Raw genomic sequence first — 22529 nt, forward strand, 5'->3', positions numbered from 1 at the left:
ACAATGATATAATGATATATCCAGCTATACCGTTAGCTACTTTTCTGCACATGCAGATAAGTAGCCACCTCGCCCAAAAGCAGGGTTTCAGCCGAAAAGAATACCGGAAAGACAGCCGGAAAGACCGACCATCCGCAGTCAGTTCTCCAAAGGTAAACCTTTGTCGCCCTGTAGGGAGCAAGTTTATTTTTTTGCAATGCAAAAAACCGTTCCCCCACGCTCTGCGGAGTGGGGAACGGCGGATGCTCCCGGTGGTCGCTGTCCGTAAACTTGGGGAGGTTTGCCAATGAAAAAATTGGCAAAAGTAAAAGGAACGGACGGGAAAACACGCAAGCGTGGCCGTCCGAAAAAAGCCATCACACGAAGCGTTTCGCTCGTGGTCAGGATAACCCCCACTGAACGTTTGGCAATTGCAGGGAAAGCGAGAAACGCAGGCATGCGGATAAGCGATTGGTTCCGGCAGTCCGCAAAGACCTCTGTTATAAGGCCGAGGCTTTCAACAGAAGAAACCGGCTACCTGCGCACCCTGTCCGGCATGGCGAACAACCTTAATCAGTTGACCAAGCTTGCGCATACGGTTGGACTTGTGTCAATCATGGCGGATCTGCGCAGGGTGCTTGGTGAAGTGGAGCGGTTAATGGAAAGGATGGGCAGGGATGATAGCTAAGTTAATCGTGGGCAAGAGCTTCGGCGGATGTGTCCGCTACCTATTGGAGCGTGAGCAATCCAAGGTTTTGGATTCGGCAGGCGTAAGGGATTACAGCATCAAGGCTCTTATTGCCGATTTGAATGCCCAGCGTAAGATGCGCCCACAGCTTGGCAATGCCGTGGGGCATACCGTCCTTAGTTGGAGCAACGAGGACAGGGATAAGCTCACGCTGGAGAAGATGGCACTGCACGCAAGGGAGTACATGGAAAAAATGGGCATCAAGAATACCCAATACGTGACCGTACTGCATACGGATAAAAAACATCCGCACCTGCATATCGTCTACAACCGAGTGGACAACGATGGAAAGACGATAGGCAATTTTAACCATTGGCATAAGAGCCGAAAGTTATGCAGGGAGATGACCGAGCGTCACGGCTACCATCTCGGCAAGGGCAAGGCAAAGGTGAACAGGCAGGCGTTGAAAGGAAACGACAGACTGCGTTATGCCATACACGATGCCCTTAAATCCGTCATGGCAAAAGCCACCACGTGGAAGCAGGTGGAAACGATGCTCGCAAAGCATGGTATTGGTATCCATTACAAATACCGTAGCGGAACAAATGAAGTGCAGGGCATTTCATTTGAAAAGGACGGTGTGAAATTCAAAGGCTCGGCGATTGACCGCAAATACAGCTTTGCAGGCATGGAGAAACAGCTAAATGAAAACCGGGCAATGGGAATAACGCAGTCCGAGGAAGAGAACCGTACCCTTGCCGACCAAATAAGGGAAGTACTCGGACAACAGGAGAAACCCATAACGGGAGGATTGGAGGTGGCAACAGAAGTGCTTGGAGCTTTTTTGGACGCTGCGTTTACCCCGGTAACGCCCGAACCTGAACCGGACCCAATATGGCGTAGGAAAAAAAAGAAACCGGAGCAAGAACAATCAAGAGGAATCAGCAGATAAAACATTAAAGAAATGAACGAACAGGAATTACAGACTACCGTAAAAGACCAACAGGATATAATATTACTAATGGACAAACGTGTGCAACAAATCGAAAAACGGCAATCCGAAACCAAAGACTATTCGGCAGAATTGGCACGCATCGATGGAAAATTGGAGCATATCGTAAAGGATGAAACGCTTGTCGGACTGAAAGCATCCATCCTAAAGCATGTCGAGGCAAGCGGTCATCTTGTGACGGCGGTGGACGAACAAAAGAAACTGATAAGTGAAATGCCACAGAGAACAAAGATGACCATAGAGCATCGCCTAACAGGACGGCAACGACCGTATATCATTACTGGTGTTGTACTTGTGCTTGTATCGGCACTTTCTCTTTTCGCCAGCTTTCAGCTTTGGCGGTCAAACTCCACCCTGCAAGACAGCGATACCAAAATCCGCATGGTTAGGTTACTCTACCCGCGAGTGTCATTGGATATTGATTCCATCTATAATAACAATCCCAAACAACTTAAAATTTGGGTAAAACAGGAGGAAGAAAGACTACTTGCCATTAGAAAAGCCGAGGAAAACGCAAGACAATCCACAGAGCGAGCGGAACGGGCGAAAGAACAAATAAAACGACTGAAACAACGAAAGTAAAAGGTAAAATCGACAGAAATGATTAATCAGCTATCTCCGTAAGCATAGCTTGCTTACGGAGATATCCCCCAATGCAAATACTTCTAAGCCCTGCCATTGCCCCATTAATGAAGATTAAAAACAATGCTTTATTCTCGGTTCCTTTTTCTGAACCAAAAAGCAAAAACTGCAAATGCCAAGAGGCCAACAGAAGCGATTAATGATATCGTTTCACCTAAATGATATGACATTGGTTCAAACTTAAACTCAACAGTGTGTTGCCCCGATGGAAGTGATAATGCGCGCAGAACATAATTAGCTCTTAAGATTGGTAATTCTTTACCGTCGAGATATGCTTTCCATCCTTTATCATACCATATTTCCGAAAATACGGCAAGCCCATCCGCCGAAGCATTGTACTCATATATTAAATTATCCGGTCGATAAAAAGTCAGATTAATAGAAGAATTGAGAGGCTGTCCAAAATTCTTTGCTTTCAAAAGCGGTTCAAACTCCTTATGGATAAATGCTTCTTTATGTGGGTCGAACGAATTGAGAGCATCCATTTCCTCTTTGTTGCTATCAACAATTGTCGCCTTTTCAACAAACCAAGCATCCCCTGTCGCAGTTGGGCGTTTGTGAACGGTTTCATTTCCTTTACCGTCACCGCCTTTTGTGATAAGATACCTTGTATTAAGCATGTCCAGTACGCCGTTATTCAGAGAATCACCACCAAATTGATGTTCCAATAGTTCTTGATAACGCATTAGCTTAGCTGCGTGATACCCACCGATAGATTTATGAAAAACAGAAGTGCGGGCATCAGAAAAAGGGTTGATAGTCAAATCAAATACTCTGTAATTGGGGTCTTTATCAGTCAAGATTAATCGGTCAACTTCCCGCTCCTGTACAAATTGGCGTTCGATATGGTTTTTATCAATGAAAAGATTATCGTTCAGATATCTTTTGTTTACACTCCACATATCGATTATCATGATAGCCCCGAATAATATAACGCCCGTCGATGTTTTAACGGTCTTTAGCGACATCAGCCGTACCAGCCCAAAAGAAGCTACCACAAACAAGAGCGAGCGGAACGCATCGAATTTAGCTAATGAAATTCTGTCATTTACCAAAGCCCCCATGATTTCGGAAGCGATACGGCTGTCTCCCAATTGCTTTGCGTAACCATCTAACATTGCTTGGTAATGAGAACCTTTAAAGTCCAAAAACATATCGGGAAACAACCACACTATTAAACACAGGCCACCTGTTATATACAATGCATATAAGGATTTTCTTGTCAATTCTTTATTATTTATTTTTTGGTCGGTTATTTCATGTACCGCCAATATCGCTAACATTGGGACAAGTACCATTGCGACGGACAATATTGATTCGACAGCCCGAAATTTATTATACAGTGGAAAGTAATCGAAAAACAGGTCAGAAACTATGGGGAAATGCTTGCCAAAAGAGAGTAGTACGACCAAACCCGTAGCTATTATTAGCCACCATTTAAGCGAGTTCCTTACGACAAAAATGCCCAATACGAACAGATAAATAACAACCGCTCCGAAATACCACGGACCGGATGTAAAGGGTTTGTCTCCCCAATATACAGGTATTCCATAGGCCATTTCCGTAGCTTGTTGAGTGGGAACGCCTTTTGAGGTAAGCAGTTTCACAATATGTGAATCGCCGTCCAAATGTGTAGAACTACCGCCACCATAAACATTCGGAATAAGAAAAGATAGACTTTCTCCTACCCCTTGGCTCCATTCGTATGCATAGCTCCGATTAAGCCCGTAATCTGCGCTTTGTGTATTTTCTTTGGGAAGATTTGCTTGCCCCCTTATGGATTCTCTACTATATTCATAAGTCGGCCATAAAAGGGATGCATTTACGGCAACGGCCAATACGACCGCTACTGCTTGGTATCCAATCGCCTTGCCAAAGCCTATAAGTTTCTTTTCGCGTATTGCCCTATAAAATTCAACACCCACCAATACCAATGCTACGAGAAACAGGTAATAAGCCATCTGCACGTGGTTTACACGTATTTCCATCATTATTGCGAACGCCAGAATTACCGCTCCAATAATGTATTTACCCCTAAAAGACAAAATCATTCCCGCTAATGTGGGAGCCATCAGACCAATGGCGTAAGCCTTATTTATATGCCCAGCTTCTATATAAATGAAGTTATACGATGAAAAGGCAAATGCTATTGCGCCGACAGCGGCCAATTGTGGTTTTATCCCGATTACAACAAATAACATATAAGCCCCCAACAGGTATAACAGAACTACCTCAATCGGATGGGGGAACAACATTTTGTATGCTCTGATGATATAGGTACCGATGTTCTTGTCAACGGGCATCCAAACTTGATAGGATGGCATGCCCCCAAACATTGAATTTGTCCACAGTGGGGCATCTCCATATTTCTTTTGTACTTCAAAGATTTCTGTTTGACCTGCACCCGCCTGTAAAACATCTGTTTGTGGGAGCTGTTTTCCTTGCCAAGCCGCTGGAAAATATACGAATGTAATAGCGATGAATATTCCGATAATTGCTAAATGGATTGCGTTGTTGCGTAGCCAGTTCTTCATTAGTTTTAACAGGTATTGATAAATATCGTATAAATATACATTTCACAAACCATTTAAGGTAAACCTATGGTACATTGATTACGGATTTATAGGAGTGTTATTTGATTTTCTTAAATAAATAATTTGGGTTCTTAAGCACAAGCTCGTAGCTGTCCATTTTCATGATTTCTTTCATTAGCCGATTGACGCCAAATTCAGTATAATAGTCCGCGGAATCATCAAAAAGGATAAACCCACCAATTTCAAGGTAATGGTCTACGTTTTGAAAATCATCTTTTACAAATTCGTAACTATGGTTACCATCAATATAGGCAAAGCTTATTTGGCCACCCAACTGAATATCTCTCCCCATGACATCTTTAACCTGTTTGTTCTCTCTCCATAGGCGAAAAAAGTCTGCGGAAAATTCTTCTATCGTATAGGGCGTCTTTTTTGAAAAGAAACTAACATTTCTAATAAATGTGTCTTTAACAAATATTCGATATTCCTCATGGGAAATATCTGAATCCCCAAGATTAATATCTTTTGCATCTGCGCCTCTTTCAAAAATCCATTTATCGCAGGTTATAAGTTTATTGCCCTTTTTTGATTTTGTAAGATAGTAATTTATCACATTTGTGGACAGGCCGCAGAAACTACCAATTTCGATAGCTGGTTTGTCTGATAACAGATGATTGGCAACATATTCAATGCAATAGATATTTCCCTTGTTCAACATCCCTGCATTTGCGAATTGTAACCAATTTAAAAAGAGGTCGGGTTTAGGTTTCTTCTGGTTAACTTGATACCATAGGTATTTGAATCCGTTTAATATTTTCATTTTCTTTTAAGTTTGGGTTATGGTTTTCTATTAATTGATAAACGCTGCTATGTATAAGGACGAATATCAAAGCAAAAACGCTATCGTAAACAAAGCTTTATACTCAAAAAGAGGCTGCCTTTTTGGACAGCCTCTGCTTTTGGATAATTACTGCTTTCCGTTATTGATAACAGACAGCGTACTACGTTCTTTTGACGTACGTTACACCAACCCAATAATCATGTCCATTTTCAGCATCATTTATAATTATCTGACCGCCCGAGGTGAGACGAGCGCCTGCACCTGTTTTGTTAGTGTGGTTGAATACTGAAAAGAAAATGTTGGAGGTGTTTGGAACTAACGCCGCTGGAATGTTTGCTACAACCGCATTGGTACTGATGTTTACAATACCACTGAAATTGATAGTGACAACTTCGCCGTTAGCTTCCACCATGTACCGGTCGTTCATTGAGGCCAAATTAGGCCCCGGAGTTAATGAACTTGTGTGATCTACTACTGCCATGATAAAATTTTGTTTTGTTGCGTTTCCGCTGTTTAAAAATTTGTTAATATTTCCTAATAACTGTACAGTTGCACAAAAAATAACTTTGTAAATTCAAGTGTCTAAATTTTATGATACCTATGATACATGAATACTTTTCTCTGTCAAACTTACAATATTATCCCGTTAACGGGATAATATTGTAAGTCATCTTTCTGTCAGAAAATGCAATGAAGTTGCTGATAGATATAAAAAATAATCCCATGTGTGGGATAAATTTTATAATATTGGATTCCAATAAATTACACCACGTCATGAGCAAACGTCATAACATTGATTTTTCAAAGGCAAGTTTCAAGGACTTCGAAACAATTCCCGATTTTGACATTATACAGCGAGCGGAAATATTCACCGACTTTACTCAACACATGTTGGACAATGGCCAAATGAATTTCCGGTTTGTTACCGACGGTTGTGGTGCTGTAGCGGAAGTCATTTCTCCTTATGCTGATAGCCCAAGAACTTGCGTTAGTTTGGTGTCAAATGATTACCTAAATTTCACACAACACCCAAAGGTTAAAGCCGCGGCAATTGAGGGAATTGAAATGTATGGAACAGGCGCAGGGGCATCACCGCTAATCGGTGGCCACCATACTTATCATGTGCAACTTGAAGACAAGCTATCTTCTTTTTTCGGTAGGCCTAAAGGTTCGAGCATCGTCTATACAACAGGTTACACCGCTAATAGTGCATCATTATTGGCATTGTTGAAAGCCGATGATTGTGCTATTGTGGATATGGCTGTTCATGCATCCGTATATGAGGGTCTATTGGAAACAAATACCAAGCGGTTTCCACATAACAGCATGGTACATCTTGAACGTGCTTTAGTTGATACACAATCAAAATATGCTACGAGATTGGTTATAATTGACGGAGTGTATTCGCAGGATGGCGACCTTGCCAAATTGGATGAAATCTATACGTTAACTAAACAATACGGTGCTTACTTGATGGTTGATGACGCACACGGTATAGGCGTAATTGGTGAAAATGGTCGGGGATGTATCGAGCATTTTGGATTACTTAAACAAGTGGACATTATATCCGGCACATTGAGCAAAGCGTTTGGTCATATTGGCGGATTCATCATCGCGTCACCGGAGTTGGTAAACTATTTAAGGCACCAATCTCGGCAACAGGTTTTTTCTTCTACGTCTACGCCTGCAAGTTCGGGATTACTAAAAGCAATTGACTTAATCGATGAGGAACCACATTGGAGAACGAAACTTGCTGAAAACGTCAGATATTACAAGCAAGGGTTGCTGGATATGAAACTTAACATTGGTACAACAGCTTCACCGATTATACCCATTAAAATCGGTGACCCTCACAAGACCGCCGAGGCAGCGCGGTTGTTACTTGATGCAGGCATATATGCCAATTGCATTGTCTATCCAGGCGTTTCACGAAAGGATGCCCGTATACGTACAAGCCTAATGGCTACGCACACTCGTGAACATTTAGACCGAGCTTTAAACGCCTTTGAATATGTTAATTCTAAACTAAAAATAGCAAAAGAAAACTAATATCTAATTGTATTATTTTGCTTTTGTTACCCTTTCTACGCGCAGAAACGAGCGCGATTACCTATATTTATTTAATGTTAAGAAATATAGGTGCAATATGTCAAAAACAAGAAAAAGATATCAAGGGGAAATCAATGATAAGAATCGCTCGAAACATAAGCTTATCAATGCAGTTGGTGAGGTTATAGAAAAGCAAGGCTACACGGGGCTAACTTCAACCAATATTGCGAAAGCCGCAGGAATGAGCCGTCGGGCTATTTCTTTGTATTTTGGCACCGTAGAAAACCTTATTGAAATCTACGTTAAAGGCAAGGATTATTGGGTTGGTATCGCAGAGCAGGCGGACTTACTTGATATTGATAAACAAGAAAAAGATACAAGGAAAGTATTGGAATGTTTTTTATTAAATCAGTTCCGATATTTTTACAATAATAGAGAAATGCAAAAAATAGTTGCATGGCAGATTAGCGAGCCATCGGATATTATGCTTCATGTATGCGACACGAGAGAGAAAGTTAGTGAATTTTTCTTTAAACTTTCTGATAAGGAGTTAGACGGAAAGAATATAGACCTTCGTGCCGTAGCTGCGCTATTGGTAGGAGGAATATATCACTTGGTTCTGCATGCAAAAAATACAGATAGCCTTTTCTGCGAGTTGGATATTAATAACCAAACTGACTTTCAAAGAATTGAAAAAGCTATTAGCTTGGTTTTAAAATTGGTTTATGACCTTCAACCTTAGGTATCACTGTAAATCATGTATCTGCTATTAATAGTAAGGGGCAAGAAAACACTTTCAAAGAAAAAACAGAAAAAAAGAAAGCTGTTCCATCAACGGATTTAAGATAACGAAGCACTATAAGTCCCAACGGGTGACCCAGCTCGTTCCTCGCAGGGTCATTATGCGTGCGCAGTTATCGGCATCCGTTACCTTTGCTGTCCTTTTTGTTTGTTATTTCCCCACGCTCATTTGTGGCCTGCGAAACCCCACCGCTCTTGGCCGTGGCTGTTCTCGCCTTTGGCTGTTTACGGTGAATTTCTTTCGTGTCATGTAGGTCTTTCTCTTTTCTTTCGCCAGCCGTAGCTAACAATTTTATTTTTTAGTAACTTTGGGGTGGTGTCATTAAAATATGTGGGTATGGAAATCACGATAAAAATAGATAAGCGAAGCAAGCAGGCAAAAGTATTCTATGAATACCTAAAAACACTTCCTTTTGTAGAGCTTGAAGAACCTCGTTACAATAAAGATACTGAAAAGGCAATAAAAGAAGCCAAATCGGGCAAGGCGACCAAAACCACCCTTGAAGATTTCAGAAAAGAACTTTATTCGTAATGTATCAGCTTGAACAGACAGGGAAGTTCAAAAAAGATATTAAACTCGCAAAAAAGCGTGGTTTGGATATGCGACTTCTCGATGAAGTCGTTACCCAATTGGTTGAAAAAGGCTCACTCCCACCAAAGAACAAACCGCACAAGTTGACGGGTAATTATAAAGGATTTTGGGAATGCCATATCCAACCCGATTGGCTGTTGGTTTGGGAACAGGACGACACCATACGGCTTATCACTTTAACAAGAACAGGCACACACAGCGACTTATTTTAAGTCTCACTTTAGTTGCCTAAAAAGAACCACAAAAAGAACCCCCGAATTTTAAAAATCGTTGTTTTTGTCACGATAAAGCCATATTTTAAATCCCCCTACGGGCTACTAAAAAAGCATCAGTCTCGCACGATTGGTGCTTTTTTTATGTAGTAGGGCAAAAAATAGGGCGAATTTTATGCTGCCGTTCCCACAGGTAGAGCTTGCGCCCGCACCTGTAGCATTTGTACCGTTTGAGCGGCAGAAAGAACAGGAATGTCTTGACCCATCACGCCCTCGGTATCCGCTCGTACAGCATTCCGGCCCTGCATTCTGGGCAGTACCGGATGTCCGCAGGCGACGTGCCGCCCGATGTTCCGTTATGGCCTGACCCGGTTGCCATCGTCCGCCGAAAAATAAATGACTACCTTCTGTTGCCTAACTGCATATCCTGGTATCTTCCCCCGCCGGCTTCGGTGCTTTTGGGGGTACCTGTCCACGGCCATGCAGGATCAACCTGTCGAGGTGGGGGAAAAACAGAATATAGCCAATTCTGTTCCGGCTGAGCCGGAACAGGGATTGGTGGGAAATATATGATGGAACTGTTTCGATGCAGCCAGGAGTGCGGGACTGGTGAGACGCATCAAATGAAAACTTGCCTCAATACGACCTGACCGCTACAAGGTGCATCTTCAGGGTGTGGTACGCTGCCGAGCGCTGATCCATCCGGTGACGGATTTGGCGAAATTGGGGTGCGAGTACGTTTATCTTTAAGTCCTTGTATAAGTCATGATAAGCAGCAATGCAATCCCCAAGCTCGGTCATCAGTTCCTGATAACGGGCAAAAAGCGTTTCCAGTCGCTGGATGTCTTCATTCGCACCTGCATGTGCAACGGGCATATTTAGCAACTCTTCCAGCTGCTGCAATGCCGCTATCAGGGCTTTGTGTTTCCGTTCGCTTAGGGACTGCATTTATGATCCTTTTTAGTTTGCCCAATCCGGACGCTGCTCATAACCGATTTCTATACTTTTTACCACTACCGGTGTGGTCATTTGTCTACTACCTCCCGTTGTAAACGTACTCCTCAACGATGTAATTAACCGAAAACCTACCCAGGGATTTGACAAGAAAGCATCCGCTTCGGACTCCGTAAATCCGCACTCGATCAGTCCTTCTTTATCCGGTATAGTGGTCATGATCCGATGGAATTTTCCCTGATCATTAATCCGTACGGTATCTCCCAGGGAGACAATTTTTCCCCAATTTCCAGGAAGTCCGATCGTTACTACTCGTAGTGCATGTTTCTCCGGATCGAAGAGATCCAACGTTTCCGGGAAATCGTCGAAAGTATCCTTAAAACTGTTCGCCAAATTGATGGCAATCATCTTTGCGCCTTTAAGCTTTTCTATGTTTACAAATAGCGGTCCACCTGACTCTGTGGTATAACCCCTCCCTCCGACTACTCCGCCGTACAAGTACGCCCGATTATTCTCTAGAAAAGCCTGATCAGATGGTTCGCTATTTCCCCCTGTCACACGGAAGACCATATTCCCGTAATTCATGAGCCAACTATTACTATTGCCACTTATGAACGAAAGACCTTCAAAAAATCGGTTACCGGCAATAGATGTTCCGGCTTCTAGTTCCTGAAAATTCTCGGTATAAATGTAAGTGATGCCCGGTAAGTCATTTGGTTGTTCTACAAGTGATTGCCTGACAATATCGACACGCCATTCATCTGCTATTTTCCTGACCACCCCGGTAAATTGTACAACGCTCAACGGATAGACCCGTCCCCGAAAAGCCGCTTCATCCATAATATTCGACTGAACACTGCCAGTCCCATCATCATAGGTTAGTTTTCCGGAATAGTAACCTTCGCCTCCCGAAAAGGAACCGGGACCGAGTTTAACTAGAATAGATTGCCAAGGTTGGGTGCCGGACAAAAGCTGTTCCACTGTAACCGACCTGGCTGTGATAGTACCCGTTCCGACCTTTTCAGCCCGCTGATCGGATGCAAGCTTGAATATTTCCTCGCTAGCCGCTTCGATAACGCCTCCGGCAATGCTGATTTTGACCGAGTCGCCGAAACTGAATCCGTGTGCGGATCGTGTCTCCACCACAATGCCTTGCCCTGTATTCCCGTCCTGTACAATAAACCTGTTATTTTCGATGTTCTTCTCCTGCGCATCTGTTATGACTACGCCGGTAACAAAAAATCTGGAATCAGAAGAGATGATCCCCTTTCCCGAAAAGTCGGTTTTCAACTTTTCAATGCTGATTCGTTCAGGAATTTCCTGCTCCTGAGGAGACGGACTATCTTTATTACAAGATGTCGCCAAAAAAGACAGCGATAAAGCTACCAAGCAAAATTTGACTGTTTTTTTCATAACCATTTAATTTTAATAATTTCCTTTTTAAACCAATTTTTACTTCTTTTGACAATTAGCGACTTAACTTAAATACTCTGAATGGGAGCGGAACACCCTGACGATAACCTCCCTCCCGAGCGAAATACAGATTATGCTGATCGTCGATCCCTAGCAACTGTACATCATAAAAATTCACGTCCAGTGCCGACCCCGTTTCGTTCCGTTGACTAGACAGCGACCGCTCTCTTCCTGCATAGACATAAATGGAACGTATATCCGCATTCACGGCGAGCAAACTCCGATCATCAACCATTAACAATTCACCGGAGGGCATAACCATGAACTTCCCGTAGTAATAGGTTTCGCTGTATAATGGGAGTACACGGTTAAAAATCTTAAACGGCGAAGTGAATCCTAGGGAAGGGACGCTGGCAAAAGAGACCTGCTGAAATTCAGTCCGCGAAGGTGCCATGGCCAGCGGAATTTCCCAAGCCAAATCATAGTAAGTGAGGCCTGAGCTGTACGGGTAGCTGTTCTGCCGTTCATGGGTAAAGTAGCAACTGTTTCCATCCGGCGCATAGCCTAAAAAGACATCACAATACTCCAATCCGTTACGGGCCGCCAATATGGTGGTCATCTCTCCCGAAGAACCAAGTCGGGCTATTTCCGGTTGGTATGCGTCATAAGCGGAGGTTCTTGTCTGACGGATGAAATAAAGATTCCCGTTCAGGTCTTCGGACAGATAAGTTGCCCTTATAGCCTGTAGTTCTGCTGCTCCGTTCAGAGCATTTGATGAGGGCAATGCGGCTAGTTGAGCCGATCCGCTATTGCGATAATAGGTGATATTTAAAGGTGAAAAATTCAAGGGAAATGATGACGTTGAACCTTTTAACAAAAGCCAACATCCGTCATAATCCGACTGATTACTGTCCACCGCATCAACAGACAGGTAAAATTCTCCTCCATCCCTAGCGGCATGAAAACCAAGGATTTCACGTATCTGCAACGCTTTTCCATTTATGTAAATTAGTTCTCCTGAACGAATAACAGTTCGTAGCACCCCCTCTTTGAGCCGGTAAACGTCAAGTTTGGTCTGAATATAGATGGTCCCATCGCCTGTTACCGACGAAGCCGTTATATATCGGCTGGAGGTTTGCTGAGCATATCGCATTTCAAAGTCCGGTATGATATCATCAAATACAGAGGAGACCCTCAGCAAGGTGTCCGTCCCCTCTACCTGGGCGATGGAAACAACATCTATTTCCGGGAAATTAAAAAGCTCTCCTGACGGTTTACGGACAGAAAGTGCCTTGAGGCCTGCATCAATATCGTAGGGGACGGAAAACCGGATAACCTCCACCGCTATTTCATAACGACTTGTATAATCGGATACGGTATCGATGCCAACGAGTGAAAACGACAATTCGTAATCGCCAAGAAAAATCCGGGTTCCTGAAGAAGAGATATTTCGACCGGCAAGTGTGACCGATTCACCCGGTGTTACCTTGGAAGGGTAATACACGCGTGTTATATCGCCTGACTTAGGAAAATCCCAGAAAGACATCTGTTCAAGCTGAATGCTCGGCGATTCATCCAACTGGGTTATATACTCATCTACCTTTTTACAGGCGAAAGTCAAAAAGCAGATCGACCAGATAAAAAAACACAATGTTCTCTTCATGATATTCTTTAATTGTTTCGGATGATGGATATTTGTGCATCAGCTTGCTGATCATGCGCTGGATGTTGATTGGAATGTCCCATAAAAACTGCTGTGTAATTATGTCCGGAGTAAAATTCACTGGTGTATCGGGCATAACGTTTGTTTAAATCATCTGCAGCCAGCACTTCAATCAGCATGCGTTGAGAATCCGCCTTCGGGACAATGGTTAGAAAGCCGCTGTCATCCAGGTAATGTTGGGTACACCAGACGGTTTCTTTATTAATCTGTATGCATATCGGTCCTGCATCCGGCGACAAATGCACCATGCGCAGTCGTATAATTCCGTTCTCAGGTAGTATGTTATCATCGGTTACATAGGTCCGCCAATGTCGCAGACTGTCCACCAAGTATATCATGTATCTTTGTTGGTCATTCAACCGGATATCTGTGGAAACCAAAGGAATGGAATCGGTGTCGTGAAAAAGAACCTTATAATCTCCAGGATCAATGCGCATAAAAGTCTGCCATAAAGGATCTTTAATGGTCAATCTGCCACTCGGAAAGACATCCCAGGCAATCTGATCAAAACGCGCCTCATTGTTTTTTGTGCGCTCACCATACTCGTCCAATAGATGAATGAAGGCCGGTTTATTATAGCTTGATTTCACCTCTTCAATCAGACGGAAAGAGCCATTGAAAAAACTTAATTTTGCTTCCGGTTTGGGTATCAAATCGGCCTTCGAGCAGCCACCAATGATAATAGCTCCCAATACAAACAGTAAATAAAATATAGGGGATAAATTTTTATCCACCTCCATTCGACTAACGTGTATAAAACGAAATCTCATATTGATTAAAATGAATAGGTTACGGAAAGATTGAATGTTACACCCGGTTTGAATGAGCGGAAAATATTATCTCCTTCGTAATACGATCGGTTATTATTCGCTTTTTTCTCGATTTCAGGCTCATATCGGTAGTTCCAGTTTTGGTCTTCGACAATTCGAACAGCTGTATTGGTAATGTTCTGAGCCGTCACACGGAGTTGCATACTTTTCACAATGCGTTGAGTCCAAGTGATATCTAGGGATTGACGGGCTAATTCCATTAATCCCGGCCTTCTGCTCAGCTTAACCAGCTCAGTATTTGACAGCTGTTCACCGCTCAGCAACCGGTCTTTTAGATATTGTATAGTGTCCCTGTTCCCGTTCCCAATAGCGTAGATGTTATCACCTGACCGATTATAGATTAGTCCCACCTTAGTACCCTTCCCGGGATTCTCGTAAAACAGGCCGGCATTAATGACATATGGAGGCTGTCCTTGCAGCGGACGACCGGAAAAGGTACCCAGTTCCGACCCAGAACTCGCTCCATATTGCCTCCGCTGTTCTTCTGTCCGTTCTATCAGGGTATTGGAAACGCTGCTTCGTATCCATGCCCCGTTGAGCACAGCCGACAGATTTCTTGAAAAACTGAGCGGAATGAACTCAAGCGATTTTTTGATATCAATTTCAAGACCGTAAACCCGGGCTTTATCCGGATTAAAGAACGAAATGGAAGGGAAGATTGAGGCCGCTGCGTTAACGGATCCGGCACTTTCGAAACGTAGCCGTTCAATAGGGTTCTTAAGGCGTTTAAAAAACAGGCCGGCACTGATCATCTCATTGGGGTGTTGCTCCGGATAATATTCAACCCGTACATCATAATTGGTTATTTTAGCTTCTTTAAGAGTCACATTACCACTGATTTGTTCATTGTCAATAAAGTTGAAATCAGAAAATGGGGATATCTCCCGATATTCGGGCCGGTTAATGGATTTTCCCAAACTTGCCTTAACGGCGATATCGGGAGTAAACCAATAGTTGACAGCACCCGAAGGCAGCCAATTCCGAGTTTCCAAACGGACAGGAATGGGGAAGTAAAGAGTTCCCCGGTTTCCGGAACCTCCTACCTTCTTCAGGTTATATTCAAAGCGCAGCCCCGCATTAACAATCAGCTTTTCTTCATAATTCCATTCGCCCAACAGGTACGCTGCGTTGTTCTGTTCGCTCGCTTTATAGCGATCCACCGGACTGGAGACATCATATAATTTCAATCCGGTTCCGTCTTCGGGAAAGTACCGCTTATCCCACAGCCAGGCCAGATCCTGCTCCCCGAAACGCAAAAGTTGGGGGCTGATTTTTGCCATATTTCTTGCGAACTCCTCGTAACCCCATCCACCAATGGTCACTTCATTTCCGGTCATAAACCCAGGTAAAACCTTGAAAAAGCGACGATCCACGTTCTGCAGACTATACCGATGAAACGTACCCAATTTGAAAACAAAATTTTTGCCGGCATGAAATGCATAATCTCCTGAAATATTATAAATCTGTTCGTCATTGGAGATGAAGAGTCTGCTCAACATACCAAAGTAAAGCGAGGCATCGCTTCCAAAGTTGACCTCCCAGGCATTATCTGAATTATCTTCATTTTTCTGACGCTGGTAATTGGCTATGCGTAGATCGGGGGAATACTGTTTGGCATACGTGTAGCCCATATTCCATTCGATAAGATGCCTTTGCTCCTTGTTTTTATCAAACTCCCAGCTGCCGCCTAAATTGCCATTGTAAAGCAATCGCTGCTCAAAAATCAAAGATGTTCTTTTTTGGTCTCGGCGGACATCTGAATTTCGCAATTCCGGGTGAATATTCGGATTCGCAAAGTATAACACGGTTGAACCGCGTCCTTCATTAAGAAAAAAATTGTTCCAGTTTAACCGAAGCCCGTCATGAATGCGTAAAGCAAAATTTTGCATGGCACTGATTTTAGCGGTCTGCCCGCTTATCTGTTCAACCCCTTGGGTATTGTTCTGTTCTACCGCTACGGGCATTGGACCGATTTGATAGGACCAGGTGTTGCCCACCTGTACATTTCTTTTAACAAAACGGTTCTCGTTCGTATAAACCAATGAAGAAAGGTTAAACAATTGCCAACTGCCCAGTTGCCAATTATCAAAATAATTGACAAAAGCTTGTATATCGGGAGTGACTTTGCGCGGACCGTAAGTCCAGTTATCCGAAAATGAACCGATGTTCTCCTGTTCGATCGACTGAGCACCCTCGCTTTTTTTGACCAAGTTGTTTTGCGGCAAACGGCGAGAGCCATCATCAAAGCCTAACCAATCTAACCCACCTTGCCGGTACATCATTCCATTACCAAAAGTAGAATTCGACCGAGCTGTTGTCTGAATGCCTATATTAAGCCCTTTGGCATTTGCTGTTTGTTTAGTAAATACTTGAACTGCTCCACCCGAATAGTCGCCCTGAAGGTTGGCTACTGGTGATTTGTTTACGATAACCTTATCTACAATATGTGTGGGGAGCAAGTCAAAAGCAAAAGCGCGGCTGTAGGGCTCTGTCGACGGCGCAATATTGTTGTTCAAATATGTAATATTATAACGTTGGGCCATTCCACGCACTACGATAAATCGGTCGTCCACAACCGTTACACCGGTAATGCGTTTTGCCACATCGGCCATGTTACGATCCGCCAAACGGGAAATGTGCTCGTTCGAAATTCCAGAAATAATTGTTCTGGACTGCTTAATTTCGTCAATAAGCTGCCGCTCACTGGTAAACGTGCTTCGTGGCGTTGATACGACTATCTCTTCCAACAAGTTGTCGTCACCCTGCAAACGTACATCATAGGTCGTCTCGCGGCCTGCGTTTACATTAACCGAAATACGCTCTGTCTGATAGCCGATAAAGGATACTTCCAGTGTCTGGTTTCCGGCGGGTACGCCGGTCAGTGTATAGTAACCGCTTTCGTTAGCCTTTCCGCCGATGGATGTACCTACGATGCTGACGGATGCGCCGGGCAGGGGCTGCGAAGTCTCGAACTCCACAATGCGGCCCTTAAGGGTTCCGCTTCCCTGTTGTCCCGGACCGGCTGCGCCGTTTGGGGAAGATGGGGTTTGCGATGCTGACTTTTGTTCGATGAGCACCTGGCTTTTGACTTGTCTGTAGGTGAGGTCGGTGTCCCGAAGGATGAGCTCGAGAGCCTTGGCGATGGTGATATCTTTTTCAGAGACATTGACAGTTAACGATCGGTACTTCTCCAGATGCTGGCCATAAGCGAACATGATGCCTGTCTTTTTCTGCAATACCAGCAGTGCCTCCTTGATAGTCGTTTCCGATAACTGCAGGTCGGTTTTCTTGGCGGTGGGTTCCTGTGCAGCCGACCGCGTCATGCAGACAAGAAGGGTTGCCATAAGAAGGATAACACTTGATAATCGGGGTTTGAGTTCAAAAAATCGTAAATAACGAAGCAGGTATACTACTTTTTGCATATGTTTGTAAAGGTTTTGTGTTAATTTCAATAGTCAATACATGCCTGTCCCGGCATGCCGGGGTTTGATTTTTAAAGCTGTCTGGATTGCGAGTCGTGGGCAGCTTTGATTTTTCATGGCGTTCCGGCGATGAGCAGGAGCGCTTTTTGTCTTTTGGTAGGTCGGTATCTAGGTCATTGCGTTTGTTTTTAGTTATTACGGTATATGCTAAATTTCTGCTGGTCTCCGTAGGCTTTGAATTCAAATCCGCTGATGGCGCCCAGCACTTCGAGGATGTCCTGTATGGACTGGTCTGCCGAAAATGTCCCGCTGACCCGATATGCGGCCAGTTGCGCATCGGTTATTTCGATAGTTACGCCAAACCGCCTTTGCAGTTCAGCTATGGCGGATGCCAATGGCTGTTCGTCGAAGTATATGTTGCCGGATACCCATTGCTGCAGGGCATACACATCTACCTGGTCCTTGCGAGCCATCCCTGACCGGGCATCCCACGTGACCTGCTGGCCAGGAACAAGTGTTGCGAGTTGCTCGGACCGGTTTCCGCTATCCTTGCTGACGGCAACCTTTCCGGTAGCCACAGCTACGACCATCGGCTGACCGTCGAATGCAACGATTTTGAAAGAGGTACCCAACACCCGTGTGCGGATGTCGCCCGTCTGGATAATGAATGGCTTGGTGTCATCTTTCTGCACATCGAAGAAAGCTGTCCCCGACAGCTCTACCACACGTCGGTCAGCTGAAAACCGCTCGGGATAGTACAGTGTGGAGCCTGCTCCGATATGTACTATGGAGCCGTCAGGCAATGTGAGGGATTGCGGAAGGCCTTTTGCGTTGGTATGCTCCAGATAAACGATCTGCTGACTGTGGCCGGTCATGCTTCTGTACTGCCATATTATCCCAAACGCCAGTAAGCAAATGGCAGCACATGCGGCGATAGCTTTCAGGTATCGCAACCTCCGGACCGGACGTATTTTCTTTTCGTACACCTCCGGTATTTCGGAACCTATGCGTCCCACCAAAGCCGCCCTCATCCGAGTCATGCGGCCATCGAGTTCGTCCTTTGGTATTGGTTGATCCGGTTCGTCATGGTATAGTTGTTCCATGACCATATGCATGTATTCTTCTATACCGGGAAGCTCCAGCAGCGCCTTGACCTCACGCAGTTCTCTTTCGGTGCATTGGCCTTTGAGGTATTTCTTCAGTAGTTGCTCTTTTGCTTCTTCCATTTGCTAAGTGGTGCTTTATATGTAGAGATGCAGATTTTGGGGCACCACCACCAGTCAGGAAAAACAAAAATATGCAACTAAATGATTTTCAAGATAAAAATATGGTTTCTTGGATGAGTCTGTTAAAGGGGTAACAACAGTACTGACGGCGGGAAAGGCCGACTTAAAAAAGGTGAAAAGCGATGAGCAGACCGACTAAAACCTGTTCGCTGGCGCGCTTGCGGAGGGTCGACAAGGCTGAAGACATATGGTTTTCTACTGTGTTGACCGAAAGCCCAAGCACGCTTGCAATCTTTGCATAGCTAAGGTTTTCTTCCCGGTTCATCCGGAAGATCTTCTGCTGCTGTCTGGGCAGCTCGCCGACTAGCTGTTGGTATATCTGTTCGTTGTCACCCGAAATGAGTTCGTGGTCTGCACTTTTACTTTCCGCGGGTTCGCATCCTGCAAGAATATCGAGTGTTTCGGTTCCGGGAAGGCTTTTGCGAAGTTCCATCAGTATCCGGTTGCGGACGGAACGCTTAAGATAGGAAGGAATATCGTCGGGAGTGGTCAGAGTATTTCGCTTTTGCCAAAAGGAAAAGAGGACATCCATCACCAGTTCCTCGGCCAGCATGCTATCCTTGACAAAGCGTACCGCACGCTTGTACAGCGGCTTGGCATGGCGGTCGAACAAATGGGCATAGGCTTTCACATCGTCCTGCTGGCAGGCTTCCCAAAGTTCCTGGTCTAATGCCTTTTGATAGTCCATTGTCGTTGCTCCCCAATTTGGGCGGTACAAATTTGTGAAAATTAAATGTCATGAATTATGAGGAATGAATTATGTTTTTGTTAAGAGATTGTGTCGATTATCGAAAAAAAATCGTTCCGCAAAAAGGATGGTCCAAATAGCAGCAAAAACGATGATTCCCTGGTGGGCTGTGTGATAGGTAAGTTCCATTGATGGTCAAAACTGTATGGTCGTTTCATTTTCCAAAAGTTTTATGAAATGAACGGGTGCGTCAATGATTTTCAGCTTTTCGAAATCTTTTTGTGGCATAAAAGACTTTAAAATCGGCAAACACTTTTCTAGTTCGTTGGTCCTTGTCCCCATTTGGCCACCTTTCAACAATTTAAATCCGAAATCCGAGTATAATTTAATTGCTCGAAAGCTACCCGGTTGGGTGTGAAGGAAAATAGGATAGTCATCCGCCGAAAACCGTTTCATGATGACAGAAAGCACGGCTCGCCCAAGACCTTTTCCTTCGTAAGCTCGACGAACTTTCAGCCATTGGATCGTGTTGAGTTTTCCGTAGGCTTTCCAGTGTGAGCAGGTGGCTGACGGTCTGTCCTCTTGGTCGCATACAAAAAGGGTATTTTGAAAAAAGGTATCCATATCATGGCTATAGGTAACTGCGATATATTGATTCATAAAGTCTTCGTATTCTGTCGGCACCGTATCCTTATCAAAAGGAAAGGCTTTCCAAATCTCCAATTCCTCCGGCCTGCAGCTTCTAATGTAATAGTTATCAGGCAGTTGTGTTAGTGCATGCCCGTTAAGTTGGTCACACATCATAAAAATATTGTAATCCGGAATCTCATTTTCTGTCATAAAATTGTTCTGCTTTTTTACTAGCTGCCAATGGGAAGGCATTGGCGTGGTTTCTCAGCTGTTCCTTTCTTTTTTCAAAAAGTTCTCAAGTCCGCCAAGTTTACCGTCCCAGAATGCTTCCAGCTTGCTTAAATATGCACTGACTTCATGCAGTGCCTCGAGTTGGGCGAAACAATTCCTTTGCCTGCTATCGGTTATGTCCTGTTCTAATCGTACCAAATTGCTTTCTGCCAAAATTTTGATATGCTTTGAAACAGCGGGTCTGGACATATTGAACTTTTCTGCAATTGTATTCACATTTTCAGACCCCTTAGCCAGTATAAGCAGAATTTCACGTCTTGTTGGGTCTGCAATGGCTTTGAAAACATCATTCATTTGAAAGGTATTTCGGAAGATAGATTGAGAGTATTTTATTTTTCCAACCGTTGGAAAGTATTTTACGTACAATAATGCTGTTTATCCAACCTTCAAATCCGCTGTGTTCGAAATCCAATCGTGTCTGATCATTCAGTCGAGTCAATTTGAAGGTAACCACCGTATTTGAAAGGGAACCTCCACTCCAACTAAACGAGAGCAATTCATTTTCCGAAATCTTTAGGACTTCGCAGTTAACCACGCCGTCAAATCCCGGATAGGGTTTGGTTCTGAACCGAAATTTATGTCCGACTGTTGGTTCAAAGTCACATGGCATTAACCATTCGCTCAACGCTTTCCGGTCAGTCAGTGCTCGCCAGACGTCCTCAACAGGATAATCGTATATCTTCGTTAATTTAATTGATTTATTCATATTCAACTGATTTTGTATGCATTTTTTACTGCAGACATGATTTCTTCATCAAAATCCGATGTATGCCGGATAGTGGTTCGGGCGTTTATTCTGTCATTTGCCGTTACCGGTATAGCAGTAAATCTTGGATTTGACGGATTTTCGGGAAGCGTTAACCCTAATAGTAAAACGTCGTCTTTAGTTTTGGTCAACATGGCAAATTTGTTTTTTCTATAAAATGGAATGTAGGTCTTGCAAGGCTGTACCCGAATATCTTTAGCCATCAACAAGATCTTTGATCTGCAAAAATCGTAAAGCTCCCAAGATTTTTTTGTGTCAAAGATTTTTTTGGCAAAAGTGTGCGGATCTTCGTAATGGTCTTTGCCGCTGTAATGTTCAAAAACTTTTTGAGCCTGAAAATGTCCAAGCCCGTAATCCGTTTTCAGGAATGCCATGATTTCCTTTTTTCCTTTTAACTCTTGCTTTTCCAAAAGCGCTATCCATTCTTCAATGGATTTCCCCGTTTTTTCTTTCAGATTGCGGATGATTGCTTCACCCATTTGCTTCGGTCCTAATGCCATAATAACTATACTTTTTAAGTAACTGAATGGTTACGCAAATATAGGAAACTTTTTGGTTACACAAAATAAAAATCATAAATTTCGATTATTTATTCGTTCAAATAATAAAATTATCGGTACTGCTGTCCGAGCTTGGATTCAATTAGTTACCGAATCCGTTTATTGTTCAGCGTGCAATCCTATTTTATTGCCCTCGCTGTCCATGACGATTGCGATAAATCCGGCCGAAATTTCCGTTTTGGGTGTTATAATTTTTCCTCCTGCTTGTTCAACCTTATCAAGTACGGTTTGAATGTTAGGACTCGCATTGATGTAAACGACTGTGCCATTGCTTGATGGTTTGTTGCTTTCCGTTTGCCTGTTATTCGTCCCGATGTAGCTTGTATAACACCGGGGTCATAGAAAAAGAAAACCGCTTCATCGTTTCCGTCTTTACGTTTAACATTTGAGACGTTTCCCCGCTTGACATAAAACCGCTACTATGCAGTAGCCCTTCTGTTTTATGTCTAACTGTAATCTTCCCTTAGCTAGCTACATTCAAAACTAAAGAATTCCAATCAGAATTGCTATTGCTATCCTGTTGGAATGTGGGAAACTCGGAGAGTTTTCCATATTTCAACAGGAACTCTGTCGGTGTCAACTGCCCCAGCGATGAATGTGGCCTTTCGTTATTGTA

Annotated in this window: 22 protein-coding genes; 7 read left to right on the forward strand and 15 right to left on the reverse strand. The window is 43.7% G+C overall.

Features of this window, described 5'->3' with window-relative positions:
• Nucleotides 1-32: 32 nt before the first annotated feature.
• The gene (locus tag BM030_RS04630) at nt 33-287 is read right to left on the reverse strand and encodes a hypothetical protein (protein ID WP_090971611.1); all 255 of its coding nucleotides are present in this window, start codon (nt 285-287) and stop codon (nt 33-35) included.
• Between BM030_RS04630 and BM030_RS04635 the strand changes: the two genes are divergently transcribed.
• The 3 genes from BM030_RS04635 to BM030_RS04645 are packed head-to-tail and all read left to right on the forward strand — an operon-like array spanning nt 287 to nt 2261.
• A complete protein-coding gene (locus tag BM030_RS04635; protein WP_090971613.1) occupies nt 287-667 on the forward strand; it encodes a MobC family plasmid mobilization relaxosome protein in 381 nt (126 codons plus the stop codon). The genes BM030_RS04630 and BM030_RS04635 overlap by 1 nt on opposite strands.
• Complete coding sequence (locus tag BM030_RS04640; protein WP_090971615.1) at nt 657-1619, forward strand: relaxase/mobilization nuclease domain-containing protein; 963 nt, start codon at nt 657-659, stop codon at nt 1617-1619. Before BM030_RS04635 ends, BM030_RS04640 begins: the two co-directional genes overlap by 11 nt.
• Before the next feature lie 12 nt (nt 1620-1631).
• Nucleotides 1632-2261 (forward strand): hypothetical protein, encoded by a 630-nt coding sequence (locus BM030_RS04645; RefSeq protein ID WP_090971617.1) that lies wholly within the window; start codon nt 1632-1634, stop codon nt 2259-2261.
• 128 nt (nt 2262-2389) lie between these two features.
• Here BM030_RS04645 and BM030_RS04650 read toward each other — a convergent pair whose 3' ends face one another.
• The 3 genes from BM030_RS04650 to BM030_RS04660 form a co-directional block, all read right to left on the reverse strand.
• The gene (locus tag BM030_RS04650) at nt 2390-4855 is read right to left on the reverse strand and encodes a YfhO family protein (RefSeq protein WP_090971619.1); all 2466 of its coding nucleotides are present in this window, start codon (nt 4853-4855) and stop codon (nt 2390-2392) included.
• Nucleotides 4856-4952: 97 nt separating this feature from the next.
• A complete protein-coding gene (locus BM030_RS04655) occupies nt 4953-5675 on the reverse strand; it encodes a class I SAM-dependent methyltransferase (protein WP_090971621.1) in 723 nt (240 codons plus the stop codon).
• A gap of 181 nt (nt 5676-5856) precedes the next feature.
• A complete protein-coding gene (locus tag BM030_RS04660) occupies nt 5857-6177 on the reverse strand; it encodes a hypothetical protein (protein ID WP_139215813.1) in 321 nt (106 codons plus the stop codon).
• Between the two features lie 293 nt (nt 6178-6470).
• Here BM030_RS04660 and BM030_RS04665 point away from each other — a divergent pair, with 293 nt between their 5' ends.
• The 4 genes from BM030_RS04665 to BM030_RS04680 all read left to right on the forward strand — a co-directional run bounded on the left by BM030_RS04665 (nt 6471) and on the right by BM030_RS04680 (nt 9350).
• On the forward strand, nt 6471-7745 hold the full coding sequence (locus tag BM030_RS04665; protein ID WP_090971719.1) for an aminotransferase class I/II-fold pyridoxal phosphate-dependent enzyme: 1275 nt from the start codon (nt 6471-6473) through the stop codon (nt 7743-7745).
• Nucleotides 7746-7842: 97 nt separating this feature from the next.
• The gene (locus tag BM030_RS04670; RefSeq protein WP_090971624.1) at nt 7843-8487 is read left to right on the forward strand and encodes a TetR/AcrR family transcriptional regulator; all 645 of its coding nucleotides are present in this window, start codon (nt 7843-7845) and stop codon (nt 8485-8487) included.
• Between the two features lie 396 nt (nt 8488-8883).
• A complete protein-coding gene (locus BM030_RS04675; RefSeq protein WP_028297204.1) occupies nt 8884-9078 on the forward strand; it encodes a hypothetical protein in 195 nt (64 codons plus the stop codon).
• Nucleotides 9078-9350, forward strand: a complete 273-nt coding sequence (locus BM030_RS04680; protein ID WP_090971626.1) for a type II toxin-antitoxin system YafQ family toxin — start codon at nt 9078-9080, stop codon at nt 9348-9350. The genes BM030_RS04675 and BM030_RS04680 overlap by 1 nt, the downstream gene beginning before the upstream one ends.
• Before the next feature lie 636 nt (nt 9351-9986).
• Here BM030_RS04680 and BM030_RS04685 read toward each other — a convergent pair.
• From BM030_RS04685 to BM030_RS04735, 11 genes are all read right to left on the reverse strand, one after another.
• Nucleotides 9987-10298 (reverse strand): hypothetical protein, encoded by a 312-nt coding sequence (locus BM030_RS04685; protein WP_090971628.1) that lies wholly within the window; start codon nt 10296-10298, stop codon nt 9987-9989.
• A 12-nt stretch (nt 10299-10310) separates the two neighbouring features.
• Nucleotides 10311-11717 carry a DUF5689 domain-containing protein gene (locus tag BM030_RS04690; RefSeq protein WP_090971630.1) on the reverse strand — a complete coding sequence of 469 codons (1407 nt, stop codon included), beginning with the start codon at nt 11715-11717 and terminating at the stop codon, nt 10311-10313.
• Nucleotides 11718-11772: 55 nt separating this feature from the next.
• A complete protein-coding gene (locus tag BM030_RS04695) occupies nt 11773-13380 on the reverse strand; it encodes a hypothetical protein (RefSeq protein ID WP_139215814.1) in 1608 nt (535 codons plus the stop codon).
• A gap of 8 nt (nt 13381-13388) precedes the next feature.
• Nucleotides 13389-14180, reverse strand: coding sequence for a DUF4397 domain-containing protein (locus BM030_RS04700; protein ID WP_090971634.1), 792 nt, complete (start codon nt 14178-14180; stop codon nt 13389-13391).
• Between the two features lie 35 nt (nt 14181-14215).
• Nucleotides 14216-17614: a TonB-dependent receptor gene (locus BM030_RS04705; protein ID WP_170845632.1), complete on the reverse strand. Its 3399-nt coding sequence runs from the start codon at nt 17612-17614 to the stop codon at nt 14216-14218.
• Between the two features lie 266 nt (nt 17615-17880).
• Nucleotides 17881-18918, reverse strand: a complete 1038-nt coding sequence (locus tag BM030_RS04710) for a FecR family protein (protein ID WP_090971637.1) — start codon at nt 18916-18918, stop codon at nt 17881-17883.
• 163 nt (nt 18919-19081) lie between these two features.
• Nucleotides 19082-19666, reverse strand: a complete 585-nt coding sequence (locus BM030_RS04715) for an RNA polymerase sigma-70 factor (protein WP_090971639.1) — start codon at nt 19664-19666, stop codon at nt 19082-19084.
• A 195-nt stretch (nt 19667-19861) separates the two neighbouring features.
• A complete protein-coding gene (locus BM030_RS04720) occupies nt 19862-20506 on the reverse strand; it encodes a GNAT family N-acetyltransferase (RefSeq protein WP_090971721.1) in 645 nt (214 codons plus the stop codon).
• Nucleotides 20507-20560: 54 nt separating this feature from the next.
• A complete protein-coding gene (locus tag BM030_RS04725; protein WP_090971641.1) occupies nt 20561-20881 on the reverse strand; it encodes an ArsR/SmtB family transcription factor in 321 nt (106 codons plus the stop codon).
• Nucleotides 20874-21293: an SRPBCC family protein gene (locus BM030_RS04730; RefSeq protein ID WP_090971643.1), complete on the reverse strand. Its 420-nt coding sequence runs from the start codon at nt 21291-21293 to the stop codon at nt 20874-20876. Before BM030_RS04730 ends, BM030_RS04725 begins: the two co-directional genes overlap by 8 nt.
• A 2-nt stretch (nt 21294-21295) precedes the next feature.
• Nucleotides 21296-21853, reverse strand: a complete 558-nt coding sequence (locus tag BM030_RS04735; RefSeq protein ID WP_090971645.1) for a DUF5655 domain-containing protein — start codon at nt 21851-21853, stop codon at nt 21296-21298.
• Between the last annotated feature and the right edge of the window lie 676 nt (nt 21854-22529).

The organism is Parapedobacter composti (assembly GCF_900112315.1).
GTDB classification, from domain to species: domain Bacteria; phylum Bacteroidota; class Bacteroidia; order Sphingobacteriales; family Sphingobacteriaceae; genus Parapedobacter; species Parapedobacter composti.